Source organism: Streptomyces sp. NPDC005374, from assembly GCF_042872225.1.
In the GTDB taxonomy this organism is placed as follows: domain Bacteria; phylum Actinomycetota; class Actinomycetes; order Streptomycetales; family Streptomycetaceae; genus Streptomyces.
This window is the reverse complement of record NZ_JBIAKA010000002.1, coordinates 50530-69694: the sequence shown is the minus strand read 5'-3', so window position 1 is coordinate 69694 and position 19165 is coordinate 50530. Positions and strand designations below refer to the sequence as shown.

Here is a 19165-nt window from a genome sequence, read left to right as displayed (position 1 = left end):
GGGTGGCTCCGCCCGGGTCCGGAGAGGGATGGCCTCGGCCAGGTGCGGTGAAAAAGGGGAGTCAGGGGGTGTGGAGACCGTGCGACCGCTGTGTCGACGATCGGTCACTCCGTGTGTGCGAGTGATGATAGCCCTATTCCTTGACCCTTCAAGATTAACTGGGGGGTAACCTTCCGCCCCGTGGAATGCCCTACTCCGGCGGTCTTTCGAGGTTGGAGAGCGCGTACGGGGAAACGCGGATCAGGACACCGCATCGAAGCGCACGCGTCGCGCGAGGGAGGCAGCCCATGGGCACCGAACAGACACCCGCCGAGCCGATGGCCGACGACGTCTATCAGCCCACCGGCACCAACGAGGAGCAGGAGGACGCGAGCCCGCTCGACCTCCAGGACGCTCTCGACGAACGGACCTACGACGACACCCTCGACGAGGGCTACTCGCCGCCCGAGAAGCCACTCGGCGTCACCCGGCACGGCACCACCGCCGCCGAACAGCACGACGGCGAGAGCCTCGAGCAGCGTCTCGCCCAGGAGGTCCCCGACGTGAGCGAGCCCCTCGGGGACGGTGTGGGCGACCTGCCGGAAGGCGAGGGCGAACCGGTCGACCCGCAGGCCGGAACAGACCGCGCGGGACGTCTCGTCGCCCCCGACGAGGGCGCCCACGCCGCCACCACCAAGGAGGAGGTCGCCACCGACGTGGGTATCGACGCGGGCGCCGCCGGGGCCGAGGAGGCTGCCGTGCACATCGTCGAGGACCCTCCCGACGAGCCCTGACGCTCGGCCCCCTCGGCTCCTTCAGTCCCCGATCCGGTCGATCTGGCGGAGTTTGTTCGTGGCGTCCAGGGCCGCGATCTTGTAGGACTCCGCGAGCGTCGGGTAGTTGAACACCGCGTCGACCAGATAGTCGACCGTGCCGCCGCAGCCCATCACGGACTGCCCGATGTGGATCAGTTCGGTGGCGCCGGAGCCGAAGCAGTGCACTCCGAGCAGGGAGCGGTCCTCGGAGGAGACCAGCAGCTTCAGCATTCCGTGCGAGTCGCCGATGATCTGGCCGCGGGCGAGTTCCCGGTAGCGGGAGATACCGACCTCGAACGGCACGCGGTCCTCGGTGAGTTGGTCCTCCGTCCGCCCCACGAAGCTGATCTCCGGGATGGTGTAGATGCCGATCGGCTGGAGGTTGTGCATCTGCCCGACCGGCTCCCCGCAGGCGTGGTAGGCCGCCGACCGCCCCTGCTCCATGGAGGTCGCCGCCAGCGCGGGGAAGCCGATGACGTCGCCGACGGCGTAGATGTGCGGCACCTCGGTGCGGTAGTGCTCGTCGACGGTGATCCGTCCGCGCCGGTCCGCGGACAGGCCCGCCTTGTCGAGGTCGAGGTCGTCGGTGAGCCCCTGCCGGCCCGCCGAGTACATCACCGCGTCGGCCGGGATCTTCTTCCCGCTCTCCAGAACGGTCAGCGTGCCCCGAGGATGGCTCTCCACCGCGGCCACGGTCTCCCCGAAGCGGAACGTCACGGCGAGGTCCCGCAGGTGGTACTTGAGCGCCTCGATCACCTCGACGTCGCACATGTCGAGCATCCCGGCACGCTTCTCGACCACCGTGACCTTGCTGCCGAGCGCGGCGAACATCGACGCGTACTCCATGCCGATGACACCCGCGCCGACGATGACCATGGAGCGCGGAACCCGTTGCAGATCAAGGACGTTGTCCGAGTCCATGATGGTCTGACCGTCGAACTCGACACTGTCGGGCCGCGCGGGCCGGGTTCCGGTGGCGATCACGATGTGCTCGGCGCTGAGCAGACGCTCATGGCCGGTGACCTCGCGCAGGGCGATCGTGTGGTCGTCGACGAAGCGGCCGGTGCCGGCGTAGAGGGCGATGTGGTTGCGGGAGAGCTGACTGCGGATCACGTCCACCTCGCGGCCGACCACGTGCTGGGTGCGCGCGGTCAGATCGGCGACGGTGATGTCCTCCTTCAGCCGGTAGCTCTGTCCGTACAGGTCGCGCTGGGTGAGGCCGGTCAGGTACAGCACCGCCTCGCGCAGGGTCTTGGAGGGGATGGTGCCGGTGTGGATGGAGACCCCGCCGACCATGTCGGGGCGGTCGACGACCGCGACCCGGCGGCCCAGCTTGGCCGCGGCGATGGCGGCCTTCTGGCCACCCGGACCGGATCCGATGACGAGCATGTCGAAGTCGGGCACCCTCGGGAGTCTGGCAGCCAGGAGGCCTCTTTCGAAAGGGTGGGCGGCGAACCGGCCGACCCCGAACCGGCGCAGACCGCGGGGACGTTGCCCCGAGGGCACCGGAAATGTCCCGCGGACCGCGACAGCTCGGACGGACCGCGGGACAATACGCCCATGGGTCACCGACTCGCCGACGCGAGCACCCCGGCCCGGCTGGCCGCCCCCGACGAGGGCATCAGCCGGGACGAACTGGCGCTCGCCACCCGCAACCACGGCCTGCCGCTCGAAGCGATGCGCCACGACCTCACCCCGCCCGGCCTGCATTACCTCCTCACGCACTACGACATCCCGTACGTCCCCGACGACACCCCCTGGCAACTCACCCTCGGAGGCCGGGTCCGCCGCCCGCTCACCCTGACCCCGGACGACCTGCGGGCCCTCCCGCGGGTCACCACCCGGGTCACGCTGGAGTGCGCGGGCAACGGCCGGGCCCTGCTCACGCCCCGCCCGGTCAGCCAGCCCTGGCTGGTGGAGGCCGTGGGGACCGCCGAGTGGACCGGCGTACCCCTGAGGCTGCTGCTCGCCGAAGCCGGCGGAGTCGAGGAGGACGCGGTCGACGTCGTGTGCACCGGCGCCGACCATGGAGTGGAACGCGGCATCGAACAGGACTACCAGCGGTCCCTGCCCGTCGACGTGGCCACCGGGACCGAGCCCGAAGTGCTCGTGGCCTACGAGATGAACGGCGGCCCACTGCCCCCGCAGCACGGCCACCCGCTCCGGCTCGTCGTGCCCGGCTGGTACGGAATGGCCCATGTGAAGTGGCTGCGCGGGATCACCGTCACCGACACACCGTTCACGGGGTTCCAGCAGACCGTCGCCTACCGGCTCCGGCAGCACCCCGGCGACGAGGGCGAACCGGTCACGCGGATCGCACCGCGCGCCCTGCTGGTTCCGCCCGGGTTCCCGGACTTCATGTCCCGGGCCCGCGTGGTCCGGCCCGGCACGGTGACCCTGGAGGGGCGCGCCTGGTCGGGGCGGGCGCCGGTGACCCTGGCCGAGGTGAGCACGGACGGGGGACGCACCTGGCGCCGGGCCGAACTCGAACCGGACACCGGTCACCGGTGGGCGTGGCGGCGCTGGCGTCTGCCCTGGACCGCGGAGCCGGGGGAGTACGTCCTCAGCGCACGGGCCACCGACGCCGAGGGCCACACCCAGCCGCTGGAACAGCCGTGGAACCGGGGCGGTTTCGTCAACAACCTCGTGCAGCGGGTCGAGGTGCTGTGCCTCGAAGAGGAGCCGGGACAGCCCGGCGGTTGAGACGCGGGCGCGCCCGGCCGCCCTCGGGGACAGCCGGGCACCCGGTCGTGGTGGCTAGGGCAACAGTTTGTCGAGCGCGGCCGGGCCCTCCGCCTCCAGTTTGCGCCGGGCCCATTCGAGGCTGTGCGGGGTGATGTCCTTGCCCGAGGCAAGAACGATGTCCTCCGGCGACACGTCGGTGCCGGTACGGGCGTGGAGCAGGTCGTCCGGGGTGGCGCGGTCCTCGGACGACCCGGACGAGTCGGGCTGTGGCGTCGGCATGATCTCTGCTCCTCGGATCCGGATCACTGAGCGGTCCCGGTGGTGTCAACGGGTCCGCTATCACCATTCAACGCCCGGGCCGACCCTGCATCCGGAAGCACCGGAGCGGGTGCCCCGGATGCCCCGCCGACCGGACAGGCGTGTAATGGGAACTGCGATCTCTCGGGGGCCGGCAGAGAGACGACGCCATGACCACCACGCGAAAGAGTCCGAAGGGCGCCCTGCGCAGACTGGGGGAGTGGTGCGCCCGGCACTTCGTGATCGTGCTGGTGGCCTGGCTGGTGGCCCTCGTCGCCCTGCAGGCCCTGAACCGCTCCTTCGGCGGGGAGTACTCCGACAACTTCTCCCTGCCCGGCGTGCAGTCCCAGGAGGGCCTGGACGTCCTGAAGCGGCACGACCCGGCGGCCGGCGGCTACAGCGGCCAGATCGTCCTGCGCGACGGTGACAAGCAGCTCACCTCGCTCGGCTCGCAGATCTCCACGGCCGTCGGCGACCTCCAGAAGCTGCCCCACGTGCTGTCGGCGCAGAACCCGCTCTCCGTGCCCGCGTCGAAGGTCGGTCCGCTGTCGTCGGAGGGGAAGACGGCGTACATCACGGTCCGCTTCGACGTTCAGCCCTCCACCCTGGGTGACGACTACCTCCACGGGGTCGACCAGGCCGTACAGCCCCTCAGGGCGGCGGGGGCGGACGTCGAGTACGGCGGTCCGCTCGGCGAACTCGCCCGGCCCGCCGCCGACGACCGGGTGAGCGAAATGATCGGCTTCGCTGTGGCCATCGTCGTCCTGCTCATCGGGTTCGGCAGTGTGATCGCCGCCGGAATTCCCCTGGTGACCGCGCTGATCAGCGTGATCGGCGGACTCGCCTGCCTCGGCCTGCTGGCCGCCGCGTTCACCTTCGCGACCGTCTCCCCGACCCTGGCCACCATGATCGGGCTCGGCGTCGGCATCGACTACGCGCTCTTCCAGCTCACCCGTCACCGGCAGAGCCTCATGGACGGAAAGGACCCGGTGCGCGCGGCGGGCGGGGCCACCGCCACCAGCGGCCGTGCCGTACTCGTCTCCGGCTGCACGGTGATCATCGCCCTGGCCGGGCTGTCCGCCTCCGGCGTGGCGTTCATCGGGAAACTCGGGCTCGCCGCAGCCGTCACGGTCGTCTCCGCGGTCCTCGGCGCCCTGACCCTGGTCCCGGCCCTGCTGGGCCTGATCGGCACCCGCATCGACCGCTACCGGGTGCGCCGCCCGGTCGCCGAGACCGACGCCGCCGAGGGCGAGGTGCCGCAGGGGACGTGGCACCGCTACGCCCAGCGGGTCGAGCGGCGCCCCTGGCGCTACCTCGCCGCTGGTGTCACGGCCGTCGTGGTCCTCGCCATCCCCGTCCTCTCCCTCCAGCTCGGCCACATCGGCGACGGCGCCGACCCCACCTCCTTCACCGACCGGCGGGCCTACGACCTGATGACAGACGCTTTCGGACCCGGCTCCAACGGCCCCCTCACCGTCGTCATCGACCAGACGTCCGTACCGTCGTCCGAGCGCTCGACGCTCACCACCCAGGCGCAGAAGAGCCTCGACGGGGTGCCCGGAGCCACCACCGTCACCCAACTGACCCCCACCAAGGACGGCGACGTCCTGCTGGCCACCGTCTACTCCAAGCAGTCCCCGCAGAGCGCCGGCACCACCGACCTCACCAATCGCCTGGTCGACACCACCCTGCCCGCCGCCGTCTCCGGCACGGACGCCAAGGGGTACGTCACCGGCACCACCGCCGCCCAGGTCGACTTCCGCGACATCGTCTCCAGCCGGCTGCCGCTGATCATCGGCGTGGTCGTCGCACTCGCCTTCCTGATCATCCTCGCCGTCTTCCGCGGACTGCTCGTCGCCCTCAAGGCGGCCGTCCTCAACGTCCTGTCCATCGCCGCCTCCTACGGCGTCGTCGTCGCCGTGTTCCAGTGGGGCTGGGGCGGCCCCGCGCTCGGCGTCTCCGGCAAGGTGCCCATCGAGAGCTATGTGCCGATGATGATGTTCGCGATCATCTTCGGACTGAGCATGGACTACGAGATCTTCCTGCTCTCCCGGGTCCACGAGGCCTGGCTGCGCACCGGCGACGCCAAAGCGTCCGTCGCCCACGCCCTGGAGATCACCGCACGCGTGATCACCTGCGCGGCACTGATCATGGTGAGCGTCTTCGCGGCCTTCGTCGTCAGCGACAACATCGTGGTCAAGATGCTCGGACTGGGCCTCGCCGTGAGCGTGCTGATCGACGCGACCGTCGTACGGCTGCTCATGGTCCCGGCCGTCATGACCCTGCTGGGAGCGCGCGCCTGGTGGACACCCCGGTGGCTCGACCGGATCCTCCCGCACATCGACGCCGAGGGGGAGACCGAGGCGGCCGGGACGGTCAGCGGGCCTGCGGAACCCCGGGCGCGAGAACGAGCATCGTGACGTCGTCCTTGAGCACCGGGGCCCAGCGCACGAGATCGGCCCACACCCGCTCGGCGAGGCCGGGGAGGTCACCCGCGAAGTCGGTGATCCGTTCGAGCAGCGGGTAGAAGGCACCGGCGGCGTTCCGTGCCTCCCAGACCCCGTCCGAGGCCAGGAAGAGCAGGTCGCCGGGGCGCAGTGCGACCGTGACCGCGATCGGCGGCGAGGCGTCGGACAGGCCGAGGCCGAGCGGCATACCCACCGGGACGTCGAGCTCCACGGCCCGCCCGTCGCGCAGCAGTACCGGGCCGGGCTGGCCGCACGCCACGATCCGCACCGCCCTCGCGCCGGCACCGAACTCCAGCACCACCGCCGTGGCGAACAATTCCGAGTGCCGAACGGCCGCGGAGTCCACCACCAGCCTGCGATCGAGCCGCGCGGCCACCGACTCGGGGTCCGGCCGGTCCAGCACCGCCTCCCGGAAGGCCCCCAGCAGCGAGGCGACGGTGGCCACGGCGGACAGTCCGTGCCCCTGCACATCGCCCATCACCGCCCGCACCCCGCAGGGCCCGTCCCGCACGTCGAAGAAGTCACCGCCGACCAGCGTGCCCCGCTGCGCCGCCCGGTACAGACCCGCGCACCGCACCGGCCCCACCTGCTCCGGCAGCAACGGCACCACGGCCCGCTGCGCGGCCTCGGCGACCGCGCGCTCGGTCACCAGCTGCGCGTCACGCCGACTCCGTACGAAGGACACGATCACGCTGAGCGCCGCGACGAAACCGACGGTCAGCACATCGGTGCTGCCCGGATCGTTCAGCCGGAAGGCCGGTACGTTCAGCACGGCCAGAACGAGCACACCGAGGACCGCGGTCGCCGCCGGCCCGTACGACAGCACCGCCAGCGGCGGGATCGCGCCCAGCAGGAACCCGATGTCGAGCGGACCGGGGCTCGCCAGAGTCGCCACGCACACCCCGGCCAGCATCGCGGCCGGCAGCACCCGCACCCAGCCGGGCGGGGGCGCGCCCGTCAGCCAGCTCCGCCGGTCCCGGTCGCGCGCTCCGCTCACACCACCACGCTGCTACGACCCGCGCGGCCCCGCACGCCGAGCGCTCCGTTGCAGAAGAGCACGTCCCGGGTCGACGGCGGGCGAAGGAGACCTGCGCGGGCCCGCCGAACACGAGCTGCCCGCCGCGCGTCCGGCAGGCCGACGCGCACCGGGTGACCTGAAGCGTGGTCCGGCACGGCAGCTTGCCCTGCCGATTGTCAGTGCCGGGTGCCATGCTGATCTGCGGGCTGATCGATGGGGTGATCGGCGGGTGGCCGTCGGCGGGTGCAGGAGGCGGTGTGGGGTTCGTGGGCGAGGTCTGGCAGGTGCGCAGCGGTGACGAACCGGTCGGGGAGATCCTGATCGACGACGCCGACTTCCCATGGCTGTCCGGGCGGTTCAGGGCCGGACCCGCGTTCGGTGCCGTGGAGCAGCTGTTCGCGCGGGAGCTCGCCCTGTTGGAGGCAGACGTCGAGGAGCGACAGGAGGAGTGGGGAGCGGTCTACGAAGAGATCGAGCGCCGAGTGTCGCTGGTCGCTCCGGACGGCCCGGTGCCCGAGTTCCTGCTGCACATCCAGGGCGACCGGGCCTGGTTCCGGTGGAGCGACGAGCCGTTCGACGACGACATGCCCGACGAGTGAGCCGATGGGCTACACCGCGGTTCCCGCGCTCCGGCCGTCCAGCAGGGCCTCCGCCTCCACGAGGATCTCGGTGACCCGCAGTCCGAACGCGGCGTCACACGGGTGGCCCCGTCCGGTGCGCGCGGCGGCGAGCAGGCCGTCGGCGGCCCGGAGCACGGCGGGTACGACACCCTCGGACGACTCGGGGAGAAGAGCGACTCCGCCCGTGCCCCGCAGTTCGACGCCGACGCCCGCGGCCGCCTGCGGCGCCGTGAGGCTCAGCGTCAGGGTGCTGGACGCACCGCCGGTGTGCCGCAGGACCAGGTGGACCGTGTCCCCAGGGCCGTGCGCGGCCGCCGCCACGTCACGGACATCGCCCAGGATCGGCAGCAGCACCGACAGGGCATGCGGTCCGACGTCCCACAGCGCGCCCTTCTCCCGGCGCCACGGCGAATCGGCGAACGGGCTCTCGCTGGTGAACACCGACCCGAGCCACTCGGCCCGCGCCGTGAACCAGCCCTCCGCGCCCGCCTGTTCGCCGATCCACGCCTCGGTCTCGGCCAGGAAACGGGAGGTGAAGAACACCACCGAGGCGACCCCGCTCTCCCGGACGGCCTCGACCACGGCGCGCCCCTGCTCGACCGTCGTGGCGAGCGGCTTGTCCAGCAGCAGATGGCGTCCCGCCCGTGCCGCCCGCGCCGCGAGATCGGCCTGGACGGCCGGCGGCAGGGCGACGGCGACGGCGTCCACGTCGGCGAGCAGCGCGTCGACGTCGTCGTACGCGCGTGTGCCGTGCTCGTCGGCCAACTCCTTGGCGGCGTCCGCGCGACGCCCCCACACCCCGGCGAAGTCCAACTCCGGATGCGCGCTGAGCGCGGGGGCGTGGGTCATCCGGGCCCAGGGACCGGTGCCGAGCAGTCCGATACGCATGCCGCCGCCTCTTTCGCCTCACTGCCGAATCCCACGACGACCGGTCACGGATCACCGCCCGGTCCAGGTGAGGGTGTCACACGCACACGGCCGCCGCGCAACCCCGTTCCCGCGCCTCGGACGCCCGCGAGCGACAGGGATCGCGATTCAGTTGCCCCGTCGCTGAATCCGTTCTCGTTCCTCTATTGGACCTTCGGAACGGGAGACGGCCACCCTGGTAGGAGTACCGCTCCGCCGTCCGCAGCCGAAAGAGGTCCAAGGACATGCACACCCGCCGCATCGGTGATGTCGAAGTCAGCTCGATCGGCCTGGGCGCGATGCCCATGTCCATCGAAGGACGGCCCGACGAAGAACGCTCCATCGCCACCGTCCACGCCGCGCTCGACGCGGGCGTCACCCTCATCGACACCGCCGACGCCTACCACCGGGACGCCGACGAGGTCGGCCACAACGAGACCCTGATCGCCAAGGCCCTCGCCTCGCACGAGCGCGGCGGTGACGTCCTCGTCGCCACCAAGGGCGGTCACCTCCGCCCCGGGGACGGCAGTTGGACACTCGACGGCAGCCCCCGGCATCTCAAGGAGGCCTGCGAGGCGTCCCTGAGCCGGCTGGGTGTGGAGGCCATCGGGCTCTACCAGTTCCACCGCCCCGACCCCCGCACCCCCTACGAGGAGTCCGTCGGCGCCGTGCGCGACCTCCTCGACGAGGGCAAGATCCTCGCGGCGGGCATATCCAACGCCGACCCCGACCAGATCAGGCTGGCCAACGAGATCCTCGGCGGCCGCCTGGTCTCCGTGCAGAACCAGTTCTCCCCGGCTTTCCGCTCCAGCGAGCCGGAACTGCGTCTGTGCGACGAACTCGGCATCGCCTTCCTGCCCTGGAGCCCCCTCGGGGGCATTTCCCGCGCGGGCGAACTGGGCTCCTCGCACGCCCCGTTCGCCCGGATCGCCGAGAAGTACGGGGTGAGCCCGCAGCGCGTCTGCCTGGCCTGGATGCTCGCCAAGTCACCGGTCGTCGTGCCGATCCCGGGCGCGAGCCGCCCGGAGACGATCCGCGACTCGCTCGCCGCCACCGACCTCGTGCTCGGCGCGGACGAACTCGCGGAACTGGACGCCGCCTGAGCCCAAGCCCTCAGGGCCCTCGCAGGTGCCGTCCGTCGCGCCCGCCACGTCGCTCTCCCGTGGTCGGAAGCGTGTGCGGACTGGCACCGGCGATCGTGGTGTCTCTAGGATGGACTCCCTGTCCTGCCAGGCCAGTTGGCAGATGAGCTGGGGGAAAGATGAGCACCGGTAAGAAGCTGTCCACGGCGATCGACGCCTCCGTACCCACAGCCGCACGCATGTACGACCACTATCTGGGCGGCAAGGACAACTACGCGGCCGACCGGGCGGCGTGCGAAGAACTCGACAAGGTCGTCCCCAGCACCCGCAGGCTCGCCGTGAACAACCGGCGCTTCCTCCAGCGGGTCGTCAGGACCCTCTCGGCGGAGTACGGCATCCGGCAGTACCTGGACCACGGCTCAGGCCTGCCCACCCAGGACAACGTCCACCAGGTCGCCCAGAGCATCGACCCCACCTCGCACGTGGTCTACGTCGACAACGACCCGATGGTCCTCGTCCACGGCAGGGCTCTGCTCGAGCAGGACGAGCGCACCGCCGTCATCCACGCGGACATGCGGGAGACCGAGGCGATCTTCGCGCACGAGGAGACCCAGCGGCTGATCGACTTCGACCAGCCCGTCGCCGTTCTCTTCAACTCGGTCATGCACTGCATCCCCGACAGCGACACGGACGGGCCGGCCGCCCTGGCCCGCCGGGTCCGCGAGAAGCTCGCGCCCGGCAGCTTCATGCTGATGTGCCAGCTGGTCAGCGGAGACCCCGAAGTCCGCGACTTCGTCACGAACTTCATGGACCAGGCGACCCAGGGGCACTGGGGCCGGGTGCGCGAGGAGAAGGACGTCGCCGAGTGGTTCGAGGGCCTCGAGATCCTCGAGCCGGGCCTCGTGGAGGTCTCCACCTGGCGGCCCGACTCCGAGGTGGCCCCCCGTCAGCTCACCCACGAGTGGATCGAGTTCGGCGGAGTAGCCCGACTGGTCTGACCCGGTACGAACGCCCCTGACGCGACCGCGAAGGTCCCGCGTCAGGGGCGTACGCGTGTCGGCGGGCGTCCGCCGAACCGGATCCGAGAAAGCGACGGCGGCGACGCCGACAGATGCTCCGAGCCGGTCCAGAACGCGGGCGAGGGCGTCGTGGGACCCGTGCACCGGCCGGTCGGGCGCAGCCCTTTCCGGCAGCCCGTCACGCGGGCGTCGGCAGCCTCCTCAAAACCCCTGCGGTCTGGGTCTTTGTGCTGGTCAACCCTATGATCGACGGCATCAGGAAGGGGCCCGAATGGACCGCACCATATGCACGACCGAGGACGTACTCCAGCTGCTCGACAAGCTGTTCGCTCCGCAAGCCGATCGCTGGACGGCGGACGCCGGTTCCTGGTGGGACGGCTTCTACGCGGACCGCTCCAAGCCGGTTCCCTTCTTCGCGGCGAAGCCGGACGAAAGCCTGGTGTCGTACCTCGACCGTGGCCTCGTCACCGAGGGCCGTGCTCTCGATCTGGGCTGCGGTCCCGGCCGCAACGCACTGCACCTCGCCTCCCTCGGCTTCGAGGTCGACGCCGTCGACCTCTCGGCCGCGGCCATCACCTGGGGCCGGGAGCGGGCGCACGAGGCGGGCGTCGATGTCCGCTTCCTGTGCGGCGACGTCTTCTCGCTGGCGGCCACCGAACTCACGGGCACCTATGACCTGATCTACGACTCCGGCTGCTTCCACCATCTGCCGCCGCACCGCCGCGTCAGCTACCTGGCGCTCCTCGACCAGCACCTCGCACCCGGCGGCCGCTTCGGCATCGCCTGCTTCGCCGACGGCTCCATGGGGTCGCGACTGCCGGACGTGGAGTTCTATCGGCAGGGCCGGCTCGACGGCGGTCTCGCCTACACGGCGGAGTCCCTGCGCCGGATCTTCTCCGACCTGACCGAGATCGAACTGCGGCGCATGCGCGACGAGCCGCCCGAGTCCGACCGCTTCGGCGAACCCTTCCTGTGGACAGGCCTGTTCGGCCGCGACGGCTAACCGGCATCCGCGCCACGTCAGGCCCTCAACCGCCGTAGCGCTGCTCCATCGTCTGTCGCAACAGCTGCAGCGAGGCCCGGGGTTCCAGCGCGTCGTCGGCCAGCCGGTCCAGGGCGAGCCGGTACTCCTCGGTCTCGTCCCGGTCCTCCAGGAAGTTGGCGCTCTTGATGTGTTCCAGGTAGACGACGTCGGGCAGATCGAGACCGCCGAAGCGCAGATAAGTGATCGGGATGGCGGGAGCGGAGGCGTTCGTCACGTCCAACGGCACGACCTGCACCGTCACATGGGGTTTCTGGGCCATGTCGACGAGGTGCGCGAGCTGCTCCCGCATGACCTCACGGCTGCCCAGCACCCGCAGCAGCACCGACTCGTCGATCACCGCCCACAGCTGCGGAGGGTCCTCGCGCCGCAACAACTGCGCGCGCCGGGTGCGCAGTTCCACACGGCGGCCGACCTCGCTCGCGGCAGCGCTCGGCAGCCCGCGCTCCACCACGGCCCGGGTGTAGTCCGGGGTCTGGAGCAGCCCGGGAACGTACTGGATCTCGAAGGTGCGGATGGCCGCGGCCGCCTCCTGCAGACCGACCAGCCGGTCGAACCACTCGGGCATCAGGCGCTTGTCGTACCGCTGCCACCAGCCCGGCTCGCCGGCCCGCTGGAGGAGCTTGAGCAGCACCGAGGCTTCGTAGTCCTCGGTGCCGTACAGCTGGAGGAGGGCGCGGACGTCGTTCTCCGACGGAGGCCTGCGGCCCTTGCCCGACTCGATGCGGGACAGCTTGGCGGGGCTGAACCCGAGGGCTCGCGCCGCCTGGTCCTGGGCGAACTCGGCATCCTCCCGGAATCCCGCCAACTGGACGCCCACCAGCATCTTCAGCAGCGTGGGGGCCGGTTCGGACCGGTCCAGATACGGTTCCAGGCGGGAGATGCGGTGGGACGCGGCAGACATCCTGACTCCCAGTAAACAGGCACAGAGACATCTCACAATATCGCACGCAGCGTGTCCGTACCGCATCAATCCGTAGATGCCGCCTGCGGCACGGGAGTCGGAGCCGGCCTCGCCCCGGGCCCCCGAACCCGGACCCGAAGGTCACAGGAGATGGTCGAACTCACCGTCCTTCGCGCCGGCGAGGAACGCGGCGACCTCGGCCGGTGTGTAGACGAGCGCGGGGCCGTCGGGATCACGGGAGTTGCGGAGTGCGACACCGCCGTCGACCAGTGAGGCCACTTCGACGCAGTTGCCCTCGGCGTTGCTGTGGCGGCTCTTGACCCAGCGGGCGTCCAGTGAACTCGCCCGCACTCCGTTCTGCACTGGTGGCACTGCCAGTCTCCTTGCTGTTCACGTTCTGCGCCGGGCGCTGTGCCCGGCCGTCCGGGCGGGACGGGGCGCACCTCCACAACCTCCGTGGCCCCACCCGCCATTCGCGCAATTTCTCGTGCAATTGCACGCGGGCGCCTTCAGCGTGGATAATAGCTCTGGCGTCAACCCCCGTGGTTGCGCCCCCGTCCTGACGTCGCATCAGGGAGATGCCGTGTCATCACCTGCGAAACACGTGCTCAGGCCGCCGGGCCAGGCTGTGCCTGCGGCGTCCGGTGCGGACACGACCGGCGAGACCTTGCGGCGTCCGGTTCCCACCGTCGGCAGACAGCGACCGCTGTCGGGAGGCCCACTGGTCTCCGCCGCGCTGCTGGTCAGCTGCAGTGGGGAAGGCTTCGCCCGGGCCCGCGCCTTCACCCGCGAGACCCTGAGCTGCTGGTCGCTCGGCCACCGCAGTGACGACGCCACCCTCGTGATCACCGAACTCGCGGCCAACGCCGTGGCCCACGCGGTGCTCCGGCCCGCGGCGGGCGGTGCGGCGGAGGTGTGGCTGGGGCTGGACCTGGACCAGGCCCATCTGCTGGTCACCGTCTCGGACCCCGGTGACGAGCCGCCCGCGTACACGCCCGCCGACGTCTGTTCCCTGCGGGAGCACGGACGTGGCCTGTACATCGTCGACGCCCTGGCGGAGGAGTGGGGCTGGACCTCGCGGCCCCCGGCCGGCAAGACCGTCTGGGCCAAGCTGTCGACCTCCCCTCCTCCCTGACATGACTGCCGCGGAAAGGCCTCACGCCATGCGCACCGCTCCGGACCAGCCGAGCAACGAGCGCACGAGTCGCCCCGAGTCCACGACCGGGGTGGCACGGACCGCGCCCCTGATGGCACTGAGCCAGGTCCCCTGGGGCGAGATCCAGGACTCCACCGGCCGCGCGACGGCCATCCCCCTGCTCCTCAACAGCGTGGCCTGGGGCGATCCCGACACCGCCGGCGCCGCACTGGGCGACCTGCGCAAGCGCATCTGCCAGTACGGCTTCGTCGTGGAGCAGGCCACCGCCGCCACGGTTCCCTTCCTGTGGGAGCTCGCCCAACTGCCGCAGGTGACCTGCCGGGCGGAGATCATCCAGCTGCTCAGGAGCATCGCCGGCGCCCGTCAGTGGGAGAGCACGGCGGCCGTCTACCCCAAGCTGCTCAACCACCGTGAGAACCCGGTGGTGTGGGAGCGCCAGGCCCGTCAGGCCGTCCGCGCCAAGAGCGGTGCGCTCAGCCGGCTGATGGCCGACGACGACACCGAGATCGCCCACGCCACCACGGAACTGGCGCGCGCGCTCGACGAGTAGGAAGCCGTCGGCCCGCTGTTCTCCGGGTCGGTCCGGCCACCTGGACCCCGGGCGGCCGACGCGGTGTCACGCCGCGCTGCTCCTGGGCACCCGCCGGGGGCACGTCGAGTCGTGGTCGCTGCCACAGCTCGTCCACCAGCGTTCGCAGCACGCGGTGTCGAGCTCGGCGCGGACGATGTCGTCGGCGGCCCCCGCACCCGGCCCCGCCGCCCGCCGCCTCATCTCGGCCAGGGCGCGCCGCTCGTCGCAGATCACGCACTCGCGTACGACGGCGATCACCGGGACCAGGCTCGCCGCGGCGAACAGGCACGCGGCCCACGGGGCACCGTGGCGCAGGGCGAGGACCCCGGTCCAGGCGAGTCCGGTGCTCGTGGCGAGGTAGAGGGCGCTGAGGAGACCTGCGGAGCGGTTCATGGGCGTATACCGTTCGTGGTGCGAGGGATGCCCCTTGTTCAACGGTTTGCGGCCCTTGTGGAAGCGGGTCGGGTCGCGCGGTATTGCGCCAATTGCGTACCGGGAGGCGGCGGATGGGATTGGGCCCGGGCAGACCGGGCATACGCAGCGAAAATCGAGAGAGGGGCGCTTCGTGCTCGTTCCGGACCCGAAGACTGTCAGAACGCTGCTGACCCGCTACGCGTCGCTGAGGATCGCGCAGGCGGAGAGGATGAGGCCGACGACGGCTCGCGAGCTGGACGACGTCAGCTACACACTCTGCGTGATGATGGGCACCACCGATGTCGGTGAAGCGGTCGCCAGGGCGGACGCCCTGCTGCCGGACGCCGGGCGTAGGGACCCGGACGGTGAGAGCGGCCTGCCACTGGCCGTGTGACACCGGACAGGCATCCGACGCGGGTCCCGGCGGGCAGGTCAGGAGCGTGCCGCCGGGACGGCGTCCTTACCGTGGAAGGCCGCGCGGTACGCCTGCGGTGTGGTGCCGACCACGCGGCGGAAGCGTTCCCGGAACGCCGTGGGGGAGCCGAACCCCGCCTGCCGCGCGACCCGTTCGACCGGGTGCCCGGTGTTCTCCAGCAGGTACTGGGCGCGTCGCACCCGGGCCCGCAGCAGCCACTGCAGGGGAGTACTGCCCGTCTGCTCGCGGAAGCGGCGACTGAAGGTCCGTTCGCCCATCTTGCAGCGGGCCGCCATCGCCCCGAGGGTGATCTCGTGGGCCAGGTTGTCCTCAAGCCACTCCAGGAGCGGCTCCAACGCGGACCCGCGGGGCACGGGCGGATGGTCGTGCACGATGAACTGGGCCTGTCCGCCCTCCCGTTCGAGGGGCATGACCGACATCCGGGCGGCATGCGCGGCGACCGCCGACCCCAGATCCCGGCGGATCATGTGCAGACACATGTCGAGGGCCGCGGCCGCGCCCGCGGAGGTCAGGATCTGGCCGTTGTCGACGTACAGCACGTCCGGCTGCACCTCGACGGCGGGGAAGTCCCGTGCGAGCCGGTCGGCGGCCACCCAGTGGGTGGTGGCACGCAGCCCGTCCAGCAGTCCGGCCTCGGCCAGCACGAAAGCGCCCACGCACACGGACGCGATCCGGGTCCCCGCCTCGGCGGCCTCCCTGAGGGCGTTCAAGGCGCGCGGGGAAGGCGGCCCGGCCGCGGGGGAGCAGCCCGGCACGATGACCGTGTCCGCCTCGGCGAGGGCTTCCAGCCCGTGCTCGACCCGCAGGGTGAAACCCCCGTCCGCCCGTACCTCGGGCGACTCGGCGCACAGCCGGACCCGGTAGGCGGGGCGCCCGTCGGGCAGCTGCGTCCAGTCGAACACCTGCATGGGCGCCGCCATGTCGAACGGCACCACATCGTCGAGGACCAGGATCGCCACGGAGTGCATGACGGCCACGATAGGTGGGTTCCCGCCAACGCCTCCAACAGGGGGTATACGGAAAACCACTACCGGACACGTTGGCGAGAACCCGTGGGAACCTGTCGTTTCAGCCTCTGTGTGATCACCGGGCGGCTTCCTAGGGTGGGCCGGGCACCACCGACCGCACCGGAGAAGGACACGTCACCCCATGACCAAGTTCCTGCTGACCCTGCACGTCCTCGCCGCCATCGTCGCCGTGGGACCGGTGACCGTGGCGGCCAGCATGTTCCCGCCGGCGGCCCGCCGGGCCCACACGGAGGAGGCCGGGATCGGCACGGTACGACTGCTGTACCGCATCTGCCGGGTCTACTCCGGCATCGGCATCGCGGTCCCCGTTCTCGGCCTCGCCACCGCGGGCGCCATGGGTGTCCTGGGCGACGGCTGGCTCACCGCCTCCATCGCCCTGACCGCCGCGGCCGCCGGAGTCCTCGCCGCCTTCGTCCTGCCCCGGCAGGGCGAGCTCCTGGAGGTGCTCACGGGGAAGGGGAGTGTCGAGCGCCGGAACACGGTCCAACTGGCCATGTTCACGGGCATCTTCAACCTTCTGTGGGCGAGTGTGACCGTCCTGATGATCATCCGGCCGGGGTCCACCACCGGGGCATGACGCCCGCGGCCCGTCAAGGCCGGCGCCGGAATTCGCACGTCGGTGCGTGGGGGCGCCTAGACTCGTCAGCCGTGCCCATACGCGTGGGCCGAGAAAACGAAAGGCGCGTTGACGGGTGTTCCAGGATTCCCCCATTTACGACCGACTCGTCGCCGAGCGCGGCGACGTCCCCGCTGTAGCCCGCAGGGAGGCCGAGCGCGTACGCAGGGAACTGGAGTACGTCATGCGGCCGTTTCAGCCCCTCATGCCCCCGCCCGCCCCCGAACGCCCCGCCTCGCCGGGCCAGGGGTGGGTGCCCGCCGCCCTTCCCCCCGGCCCTCGGCCCTACTGACCCTCTTCAGGACACCGTCGTGTTCGCGCCGTCGGCACGAGCGCGCTGCTCGGGGCCCGGCAGGGCCAGCCACTCGGCGATGGTGCGCGCGATCGGCTGGCCCGTCTCCACTTCCACGAAGCCGAACTGGCCCGACTGGTTGCACTCCAGGAACCACCAGGTCCCGTCCCCGTCCTCCGCGAAGTCGAAGGCGCCGTAGGCCAGTTCGGCCGCGTCGAGATAGTCCCGGACGGCGGCGGCGACCCGCGGCGGGACCTCGGCGGGACACCATGACGCATCGGACGACGCGAAACGGACGTCCACCTCGTCGTCGGCGCCGCAGGCCTTCCGGGCGGCCAGCATCGTCTCGCCGACGACGGTCAGCCGTATGTCGGCCCGCTTGGCGACCCGCCGCTGCAGCAGGGTGGGGCCGAAGGCGACGGCCGCGAAGTCGGTGTCCGGTTCGACCCGGCTGGTCGGCACCGCCCTGGGCGGGTCCTGAGGATGCGCCCCCGAGACCGGCTTGACCACCAGATCGGGGTAGCGCTCGGCGAACTCACGCGCGGCCTGCGGGAACGTCGTCACGATCGTCGCCGGTACGGGCAGGCCGCAGCGCTGGGCGAGCCGTAGCTGCCAGGGCTTGTGACGGGCCCGGCGGGCCGCGTCGGGATGGTTCATCCAGCGGGCGTCACTGCCGCGGAGCATGCCGTAGAGCGCCTGGGCGGACTCCTCGGTCAGCCAGTCGGAGGGCTGCGCGGCACGCGCCGCGGGTGTGCCCGGCCGTCGGACCCAGATCGAACGCAACCCGGAGATGCCCACCAGGCGGCCGCCCGCCGAGAGGTGGCCGCGGAAGGCACCGTGCACGTACTCGCCGGACAGCGAGACCCCCTCGGTGAGATCGGCCGGATCGAGCCGGACCACCGGAACCCCCGTGGCGTTGAGGTGCACGACGACCATGTCGGCCGTCACGTCCTCTTCGCAGGTCAGAATCAACACGGTCATCGGTCGTCGGCCTGTGTTCAGTCGTCGAAGTGAGTCTTGGAGCCCGCCGTGGAGGTGGTGGTCCCCAGTTCCCTCATCAGGGCGTGGTCGCGGGCGGCGACCCGGCCGTCCATGAGCACGTTCAACTGCCGCCCGGAGTCGTAGACGTACGGAGTGGTCGCCTCCAACGCCGCTGCCGGGCGTGCGTAGTTGAGCGCGAACGGTTGCATCGTCTCTCCCTCGCCGGTACTGCCTCTCGCAGACGGCGTCACCCCATGACGCCGTCAGGTCAGCCGACTTCCTTCGGCTTCCAGAGACTTATACGAATCGAACGAGTGATTGGTTTCCTTACGCTGCGTAATTACGGGCGGCGCGATGTCTCCCGCTCCCGGTCGGCGAGCCGCAGCGCGGCCCGGTCGGCGGGAGAGCCGCGCAGGGTGCGCAGCGCGAGCAGCAGGACAGCGATGTCATCGAGGTACACCGGGTCCGGCACCAGATCGGTGGGCAGTACGAAATACAACAGGGCGCCCCAGAAGACCCAGCGGGGCCCGGTGGGAAGTCCCGCCCGCCGCAGGCCGCGTCGGGTTCTCACGAGCCGTACCAGCAGTCCCACGGCCACCGCCAGTGCCAGCGCCGCGAGCACCGCGGCGACGACGATCAGTGCTGTGGTCGAATCCACGGGCCGACCTCCTCCTCCGGGCACCCTGCGGCGCGCTTTCTCACGGATTCCCGCATCCGGCCCGCCTAAGGCTCGCCGAGATCCGCCACTCACACCTCTGGCTCATCCGAGTGGCACCGCGCTGTGTACCCGCTTACGAATGGTTCACCTCGGTTTCGTGGCGCACGCGGGGGGCGCA

At 71.1% G+C, this 19165-nt stretch carries 23 protein-coding genes; 12 read left to right on the top strand and 11 right to left on the bottom strand.

Annotation, left to right across the window (positions count from 1 at the left end):
• Positions 1-287 precede the first annotated feature (287 nt).
• A complete protein-coding gene (locus ACFYRX_RS05805) occupies positions 288-773 on the top strand; it encodes a DUF5709 domain-containing protein (protein WP_389097054.1) in 486 nt (161 codons plus the stop codon).
• Positions 774-794: 21 nt separating this feature from the next.
• Here the strand turns inward: ACFYRX_RS05805 and sthA are convergent, their stop codons facing one another.
• Positions 795-2198: a Si-specific NAD(P)(+) transhydrogenase gene (gene sthA / locus ACFYRX_RS05800; protein WP_389097053.1), complete on the bottom strand. Its 1404-nt coding sequence runs from the start codon at positions 2196-2198 to the stop codon at positions 795-797.
• Between the two features lie 156 nt (positions 2199-2354).
• Between sthA and ACFYRX_RS05795 the strand changes: the two genes are divergently transcribed.
• Positions 2355-3497: a sulfite oxidase gene (locus tag ACFYRX_RS05795; protein WP_389097052.1), complete on the top strand. Its 1143-nt coding sequence runs from the start codon at positions 2355-2357 to the stop codon at positions 3495-3497.
• A gap of 54 nt (positions 3498-3551) precedes the next feature.
• Here the strand turns inward: ACFYRX_RS05795 and ACFYRX_RS05790 are convergent, their stop codons facing one another.
• A complete protein-coding gene (locus ACFYRX_RS05790; RefSeq protein WP_389097051.1) occupies positions 3552-3758 on the bottom strand; it encodes a hypothetical protein in 207 nt (68 codons plus the stop codon).
• A gap of 188 nt (positions 3759-3946) precedes the next feature.
• Between ACFYRX_RS05790 and ACFYRX_RS05785 the strand changes: the two genes are divergently transcribed.
• Positions 3947-6196 carry an MMPL family transporter gene (locus ACFYRX_RS05785; protein WP_389097050.1) on the top strand — a complete coding sequence of 750 codons (2250 nt, stop codon included), beginning with the start codon at positions 3947-3949 and terminating at the stop codon, positions 6194-6196.
• On the opposite strand, the gene ACFYRX_RS05780 is transcribed toward ACFYRX_RS05785, so the two are convergent.
• Positions 6153-7241 carry a PP2C family protein-serine/threonine phosphatase gene (locus ACFYRX_RS05780; protein ID WP_389097049.1) on the bottom strand — a complete coding sequence of 363 codons (1089 nt, stop codon included), beginning with the start codon at positions 7239-7241 and terminating at the stop codon, positions 6153-6155. The two genes, ACFYRX_RS05785 and ACFYRX_RS05780, sit on opposite strands and share 44 nt — an antisense overlap.
• Positions 7242-7519: 278 nt before the next feature.
• On the opposite strand from ACFYRX_RS05780, the gene ACFYRX_RS05775 reads away from it, so the two are divergent.
• Complete coding sequence (locus tag ACFYRX_RS05775) at positions 7520-7861, top strand: hypothetical protein (RefSeq protein WP_389097048.1); 342 nt, start codon at positions 7520-7522, stop codon at positions 7859-7861.
• A gap of 9 nt (positions 7862-7870) precedes the next feature.
• Here the strand turns inward: ACFYRX_RS05775 and ACFYRX_RS05770 are convergent, their stop codons facing one another.
• Entirely contained in the window at positions 7871-8770 is a 900-nt protein-coding gene (locus ACFYRX_RS05770) for a Gfo/Idh/MocA family protein (RefSeq protein ID WP_389097047.1), read from the bottom strand.
• Positions 8771-9033: 263 nt separating this feature from the next.
• Between ACFYRX_RS05770 and ACFYRX_RS05765 the strand changes: the two genes are divergently transcribed.
• The 3 genes from ACFYRX_RS05765 (at position 9034) to ACFYRX_RS05755 (ending at position 11892) form a co-directional block, all read left to right on the top strand.
• Positions 9034-9891 (top strand): aldo/keto reductase, encoded by an 858-nt coding sequence (locus ACFYRX_RS05765; RefSeq protein WP_389097046.1) that lies wholly within the window; start codon positions 9034-9036, stop codon positions 9889-9891.
• A gap of 158 nt (positions 9892-10049) precedes the next feature.
• Positions 10050-10868 carry an SAM-dependent methyltransferase gene (locus tag ACFYRX_RS05760; RefSeq protein WP_389097045.1) on the top strand — a complete coding sequence of 273 codons (819 nt, stop codon included), beginning with the start codon at positions 10050-10052 and terminating at the stop codon, positions 10866-10868.
• Between the two features lie 292 nt (positions 10869-11160).
• Entirely contained in the window at positions 11161-11892 is a 732-nt protein-coding gene (locus ACFYRX_RS05755) for a class I SAM-dependent methyltransferase (RefSeq protein ID WP_389097044.1), read from the top strand.
• A 25-nt stretch (positions 11893-11917) separates the two neighbouring features.
• Here ACFYRX_RS05755 and ACFYRX_RS05750 read toward each other — a convergent pair whose 3' ends face one another.
• Positions 11918-12835, bottom strand: a complete 918-nt coding sequence (locus ACFYRX_RS05750; protein ID WP_389097043.1) for a helix-turn-helix domain-containing protein — start codon at positions 12833-12835, stop codon at positions 11918-11920.
• Positions 12836-12976: 141 nt separating this feature from the next.
• On the bottom strand, positions 12977-13207 hold the full coding sequence (locus tag ACFYRX_RS05745) for a DUF397 domain-containing protein (RefSeq protein ID WP_389097042.1): 231 nt from the start codon (positions 13205-13207) through the stop codon (positions 12977-12979).
• A 211-nt stretch (positions 13208-13418) separates the two neighbouring features.
• On the opposite strand from ACFYRX_RS05745, the gene ACFYRX_RS05740 reads away from it, so the two are divergent.
• Together ACFYRX_RS05740 and ACFYRX_RS05735 are read left to right on the top strand one after the other, a co-directional pair.
• Complete coding sequence (locus ACFYRX_RS05740; RefSeq protein ID WP_389097041.1) at positions 13419-13970, top strand: ATP-binding protein; 552 nt, start codon at positions 13419-13421, stop codon at positions 13968-13970.
• 28 nt (positions 13971-13998) lie between these two features.
• Positions 13999-14541: a hypothetical protein gene (locus tag ACFYRX_RS05735; protein WP_389097040.1), complete on the top strand. Its 543-nt coding sequence runs from the start codon at positions 13999-14001 to the stop codon at positions 14539-14541.
• A 66-nt stretch (positions 14542-14607) separates the two neighbouring features.
• On the opposite strand, the gene ACFYRX_RS05730 is transcribed toward ACFYRX_RS05735, so the two are convergent.
• Positions 14608-14955 (bottom strand): hypothetical protein, encoded by a 348-nt coding sequence (locus ACFYRX_RS05730; protein ID WP_389097039.1) that lies wholly within the window; start codon positions 14953-14955, stop codon positions 14608-14610.
• Between the two features lie 172 nt (positions 14956-15127).
• On the opposite strand from ACFYRX_RS05730, the gene ACFYRX_RS05725 reads away from it, so the two are divergent.
• Complete coding sequence (locus tag ACFYRX_RS05725; protein ID WP_389097038.1) at positions 15128-15370, top strand: DUF5133 domain-containing protein; 243 nt, start codon at positions 15128-15130, stop codon at positions 15368-15370.
• Positions 15371-15408: 38 nt separating this feature from the next.
• On the opposite strand, the gene ACFYRX_RS05720 is transcribed toward ACFYRX_RS05725, so the two are convergent.
• Positions 15409-16380 (bottom strand): GlxA family transcriptional regulator, encoded by a 972-nt coding sequence (locus ACFYRX_RS05720; RefSeq protein WP_389097037.1) that lies wholly within the window; start codon positions 16378-16380, stop codon positions 15409-15411.
• Between the two features lie 181 nt (positions 16381-16561).
• On the opposite strand from ACFYRX_RS05720, the gene ACFYRX_RS05715 reads away from it, so the two are divergent.
• On the top strand, positions 16562-17017 hold the full coding sequence (locus tag ACFYRX_RS05715) for a hypothetical protein (RefSeq protein WP_389097036.1): 456 nt from the start codon (positions 16562-16564) through the stop codon (positions 17015-17017).
• A 115-nt stretch (positions 17018-17132) separates the two neighbouring features.
• A complete protein-coding gene (locus tag ACFYRX_RS05710; RefSeq protein WP_328752572.1) occupies positions 17133-17348 on the top strand; it encodes a hypothetical protein in 216 nt (71 codons plus the stop codon).
• A 6-nt stretch (positions 17349-17354) separates the two neighbouring features.
• On the opposite strand, the gene tgmB is transcribed toward ACFYRX_RS05710, so the two are convergent.
• The 3 genes from tgmB to ACFYRX_RS05695 form a co-directional block, all read right to left on the bottom strand.
• Positions 17355-18329, bottom strand: coding sequence for an ATP-grasp ribosomal peptide maturase (tgmB, locus tag ACFYRX_RS05705; RefSeq protein ID WP_389097034.1), 975 nt, complete (start codon positions 18327-18329; stop codon positions 17355-17357).
• 17 nt (positions 18330-18346) lie between these two features.
• Positions 18347-18538, bottom strand: a complete 192-nt coding sequence (gene tgmA, locus ACFYRX_RS05700) for a putative ATP-grasp-modified RiPP (protein ID WP_020134687.1) — start codon at positions 18536-18538, stop codon at positions 18347-18349.
• 131 nt (positions 18539-18669) lie between these two features.
• Positions 18670-18987: a YkvA family protein gene (locus tag ACFYRX_RS05695; protein WP_389097032.1), complete on the bottom strand. Its 318-nt coding sequence runs from the start codon at positions 18985-18987 to the stop codon at positions 18670-18672.
• Positions 18988-19165: the final 178 nt, after the last annotated feature.

Bases quoted from the DNA above. Each gene is read 5' to 3' on its own strand.
- ACFYRX_RS05805 (WP_389097054.1), top strand. From the start codon at position 288: ATGGGCACCGAACAGACACCCGCCGAGCCGATGGCCGACGACGTCTAT.
- ACFYRX_RS05795 (WP_389097052.1), top strand. From the start codon at position 2,355: ATGGGTCACCGACTCGCCGACGCGAGCACCCCGGCCCGGCTGGCCGCC.
- ACFYRX_RS05790 (WP_389097051.1), bottom strand. From the start codon at position 3,758: ATGCCGACGCCACAGCCCGACTCGTCCGGGTCGTCCGAGGACCGCGCC.
- ACFYRX_RS05785 (WP_389097050.1), top strand. From the start codon at position 3,947: ATGACCACCACGCGAAAGAGTCCGAAGGGCGCCCTGCGCAGACTGGGG.
- ACFYRX_RS05770 (WP_389097047.1), bottom strand. From the start codon at position 8,770: ATGCGTATCGGACTGCTCGGCACCGGTCCCTGGGCCCGGATGACCCAC.
- ACFYRX_RS05765 (WP_389097046.1), top strand. From the start codon at position 9,034: ATGCACACCCGCCGCATCGGTGATGTCGAAGTCAGCTCGATCGGCCTG.
- ACFYRX_RS05760 (WP_389097045.1), top strand. From the start codon at position 10,050: ATGAGCACCGGTAAGAAGCTGTCCACGGCGATCGACGCCTCCGTACCC.
- ACFYRX_RS05755 (WP_389097044.1), top strand. From the start codon at position 11,161: ATGGACCGCACCATATGCACGACCGAGGACGTACTCCAGCTGCTCGAC.
- ACFYRX_RS05750 (WP_389097043.1), bottom strand. From the start codon at position 12,835: ATGTCTGCCGCGTCCCACCGCATCTCCCGCCTGGAACCGTATCTGGAC.
- ACFYRX_RS05735 (WP_389097040.1), top strand. From the start codon at position 13,999: ATGCGCACCGCTCCGGACCAGCCGAGCAACGAGCGCACGAGTCGCCCC.
- ACFYRX_RS05730 (WP_389097039.1), bottom strand. From the start codon at position 14,955: ATGAACCGCTCCGCAGGTCTCCTCAGCGCCCTCTACCTCGCCACGAGC.
- ACFYRX_RS05720 (WP_389097037.1), bottom strand. From the start codon at position 16,380: ATGCACTCCGTGGCGATCCTGGTCCTCGACGATGTGGTGCCGTTCGAC.
- ACFYRX_RS05715 (WP_389097036.1), top strand. From the start codon at position 16,562: ATGACCAAGTTCCTGCTGACCCTGCACGTCCTCGCCGCCATCGTCGCC.
- tgmB (WP_389097034.1), bottom strand. From the start codon at position 18,329: ATGACCGTGTTGATTCTGACCTGCGAAGAGGACGTGACGGCCGACATG.
- tgmA (WP_020134687.1), bottom strand. From the start codon at position 18,538: ATGCAACCGTTCGCGCTCAACTACGCACGCCCGGCAGCGGCGTTGGAG.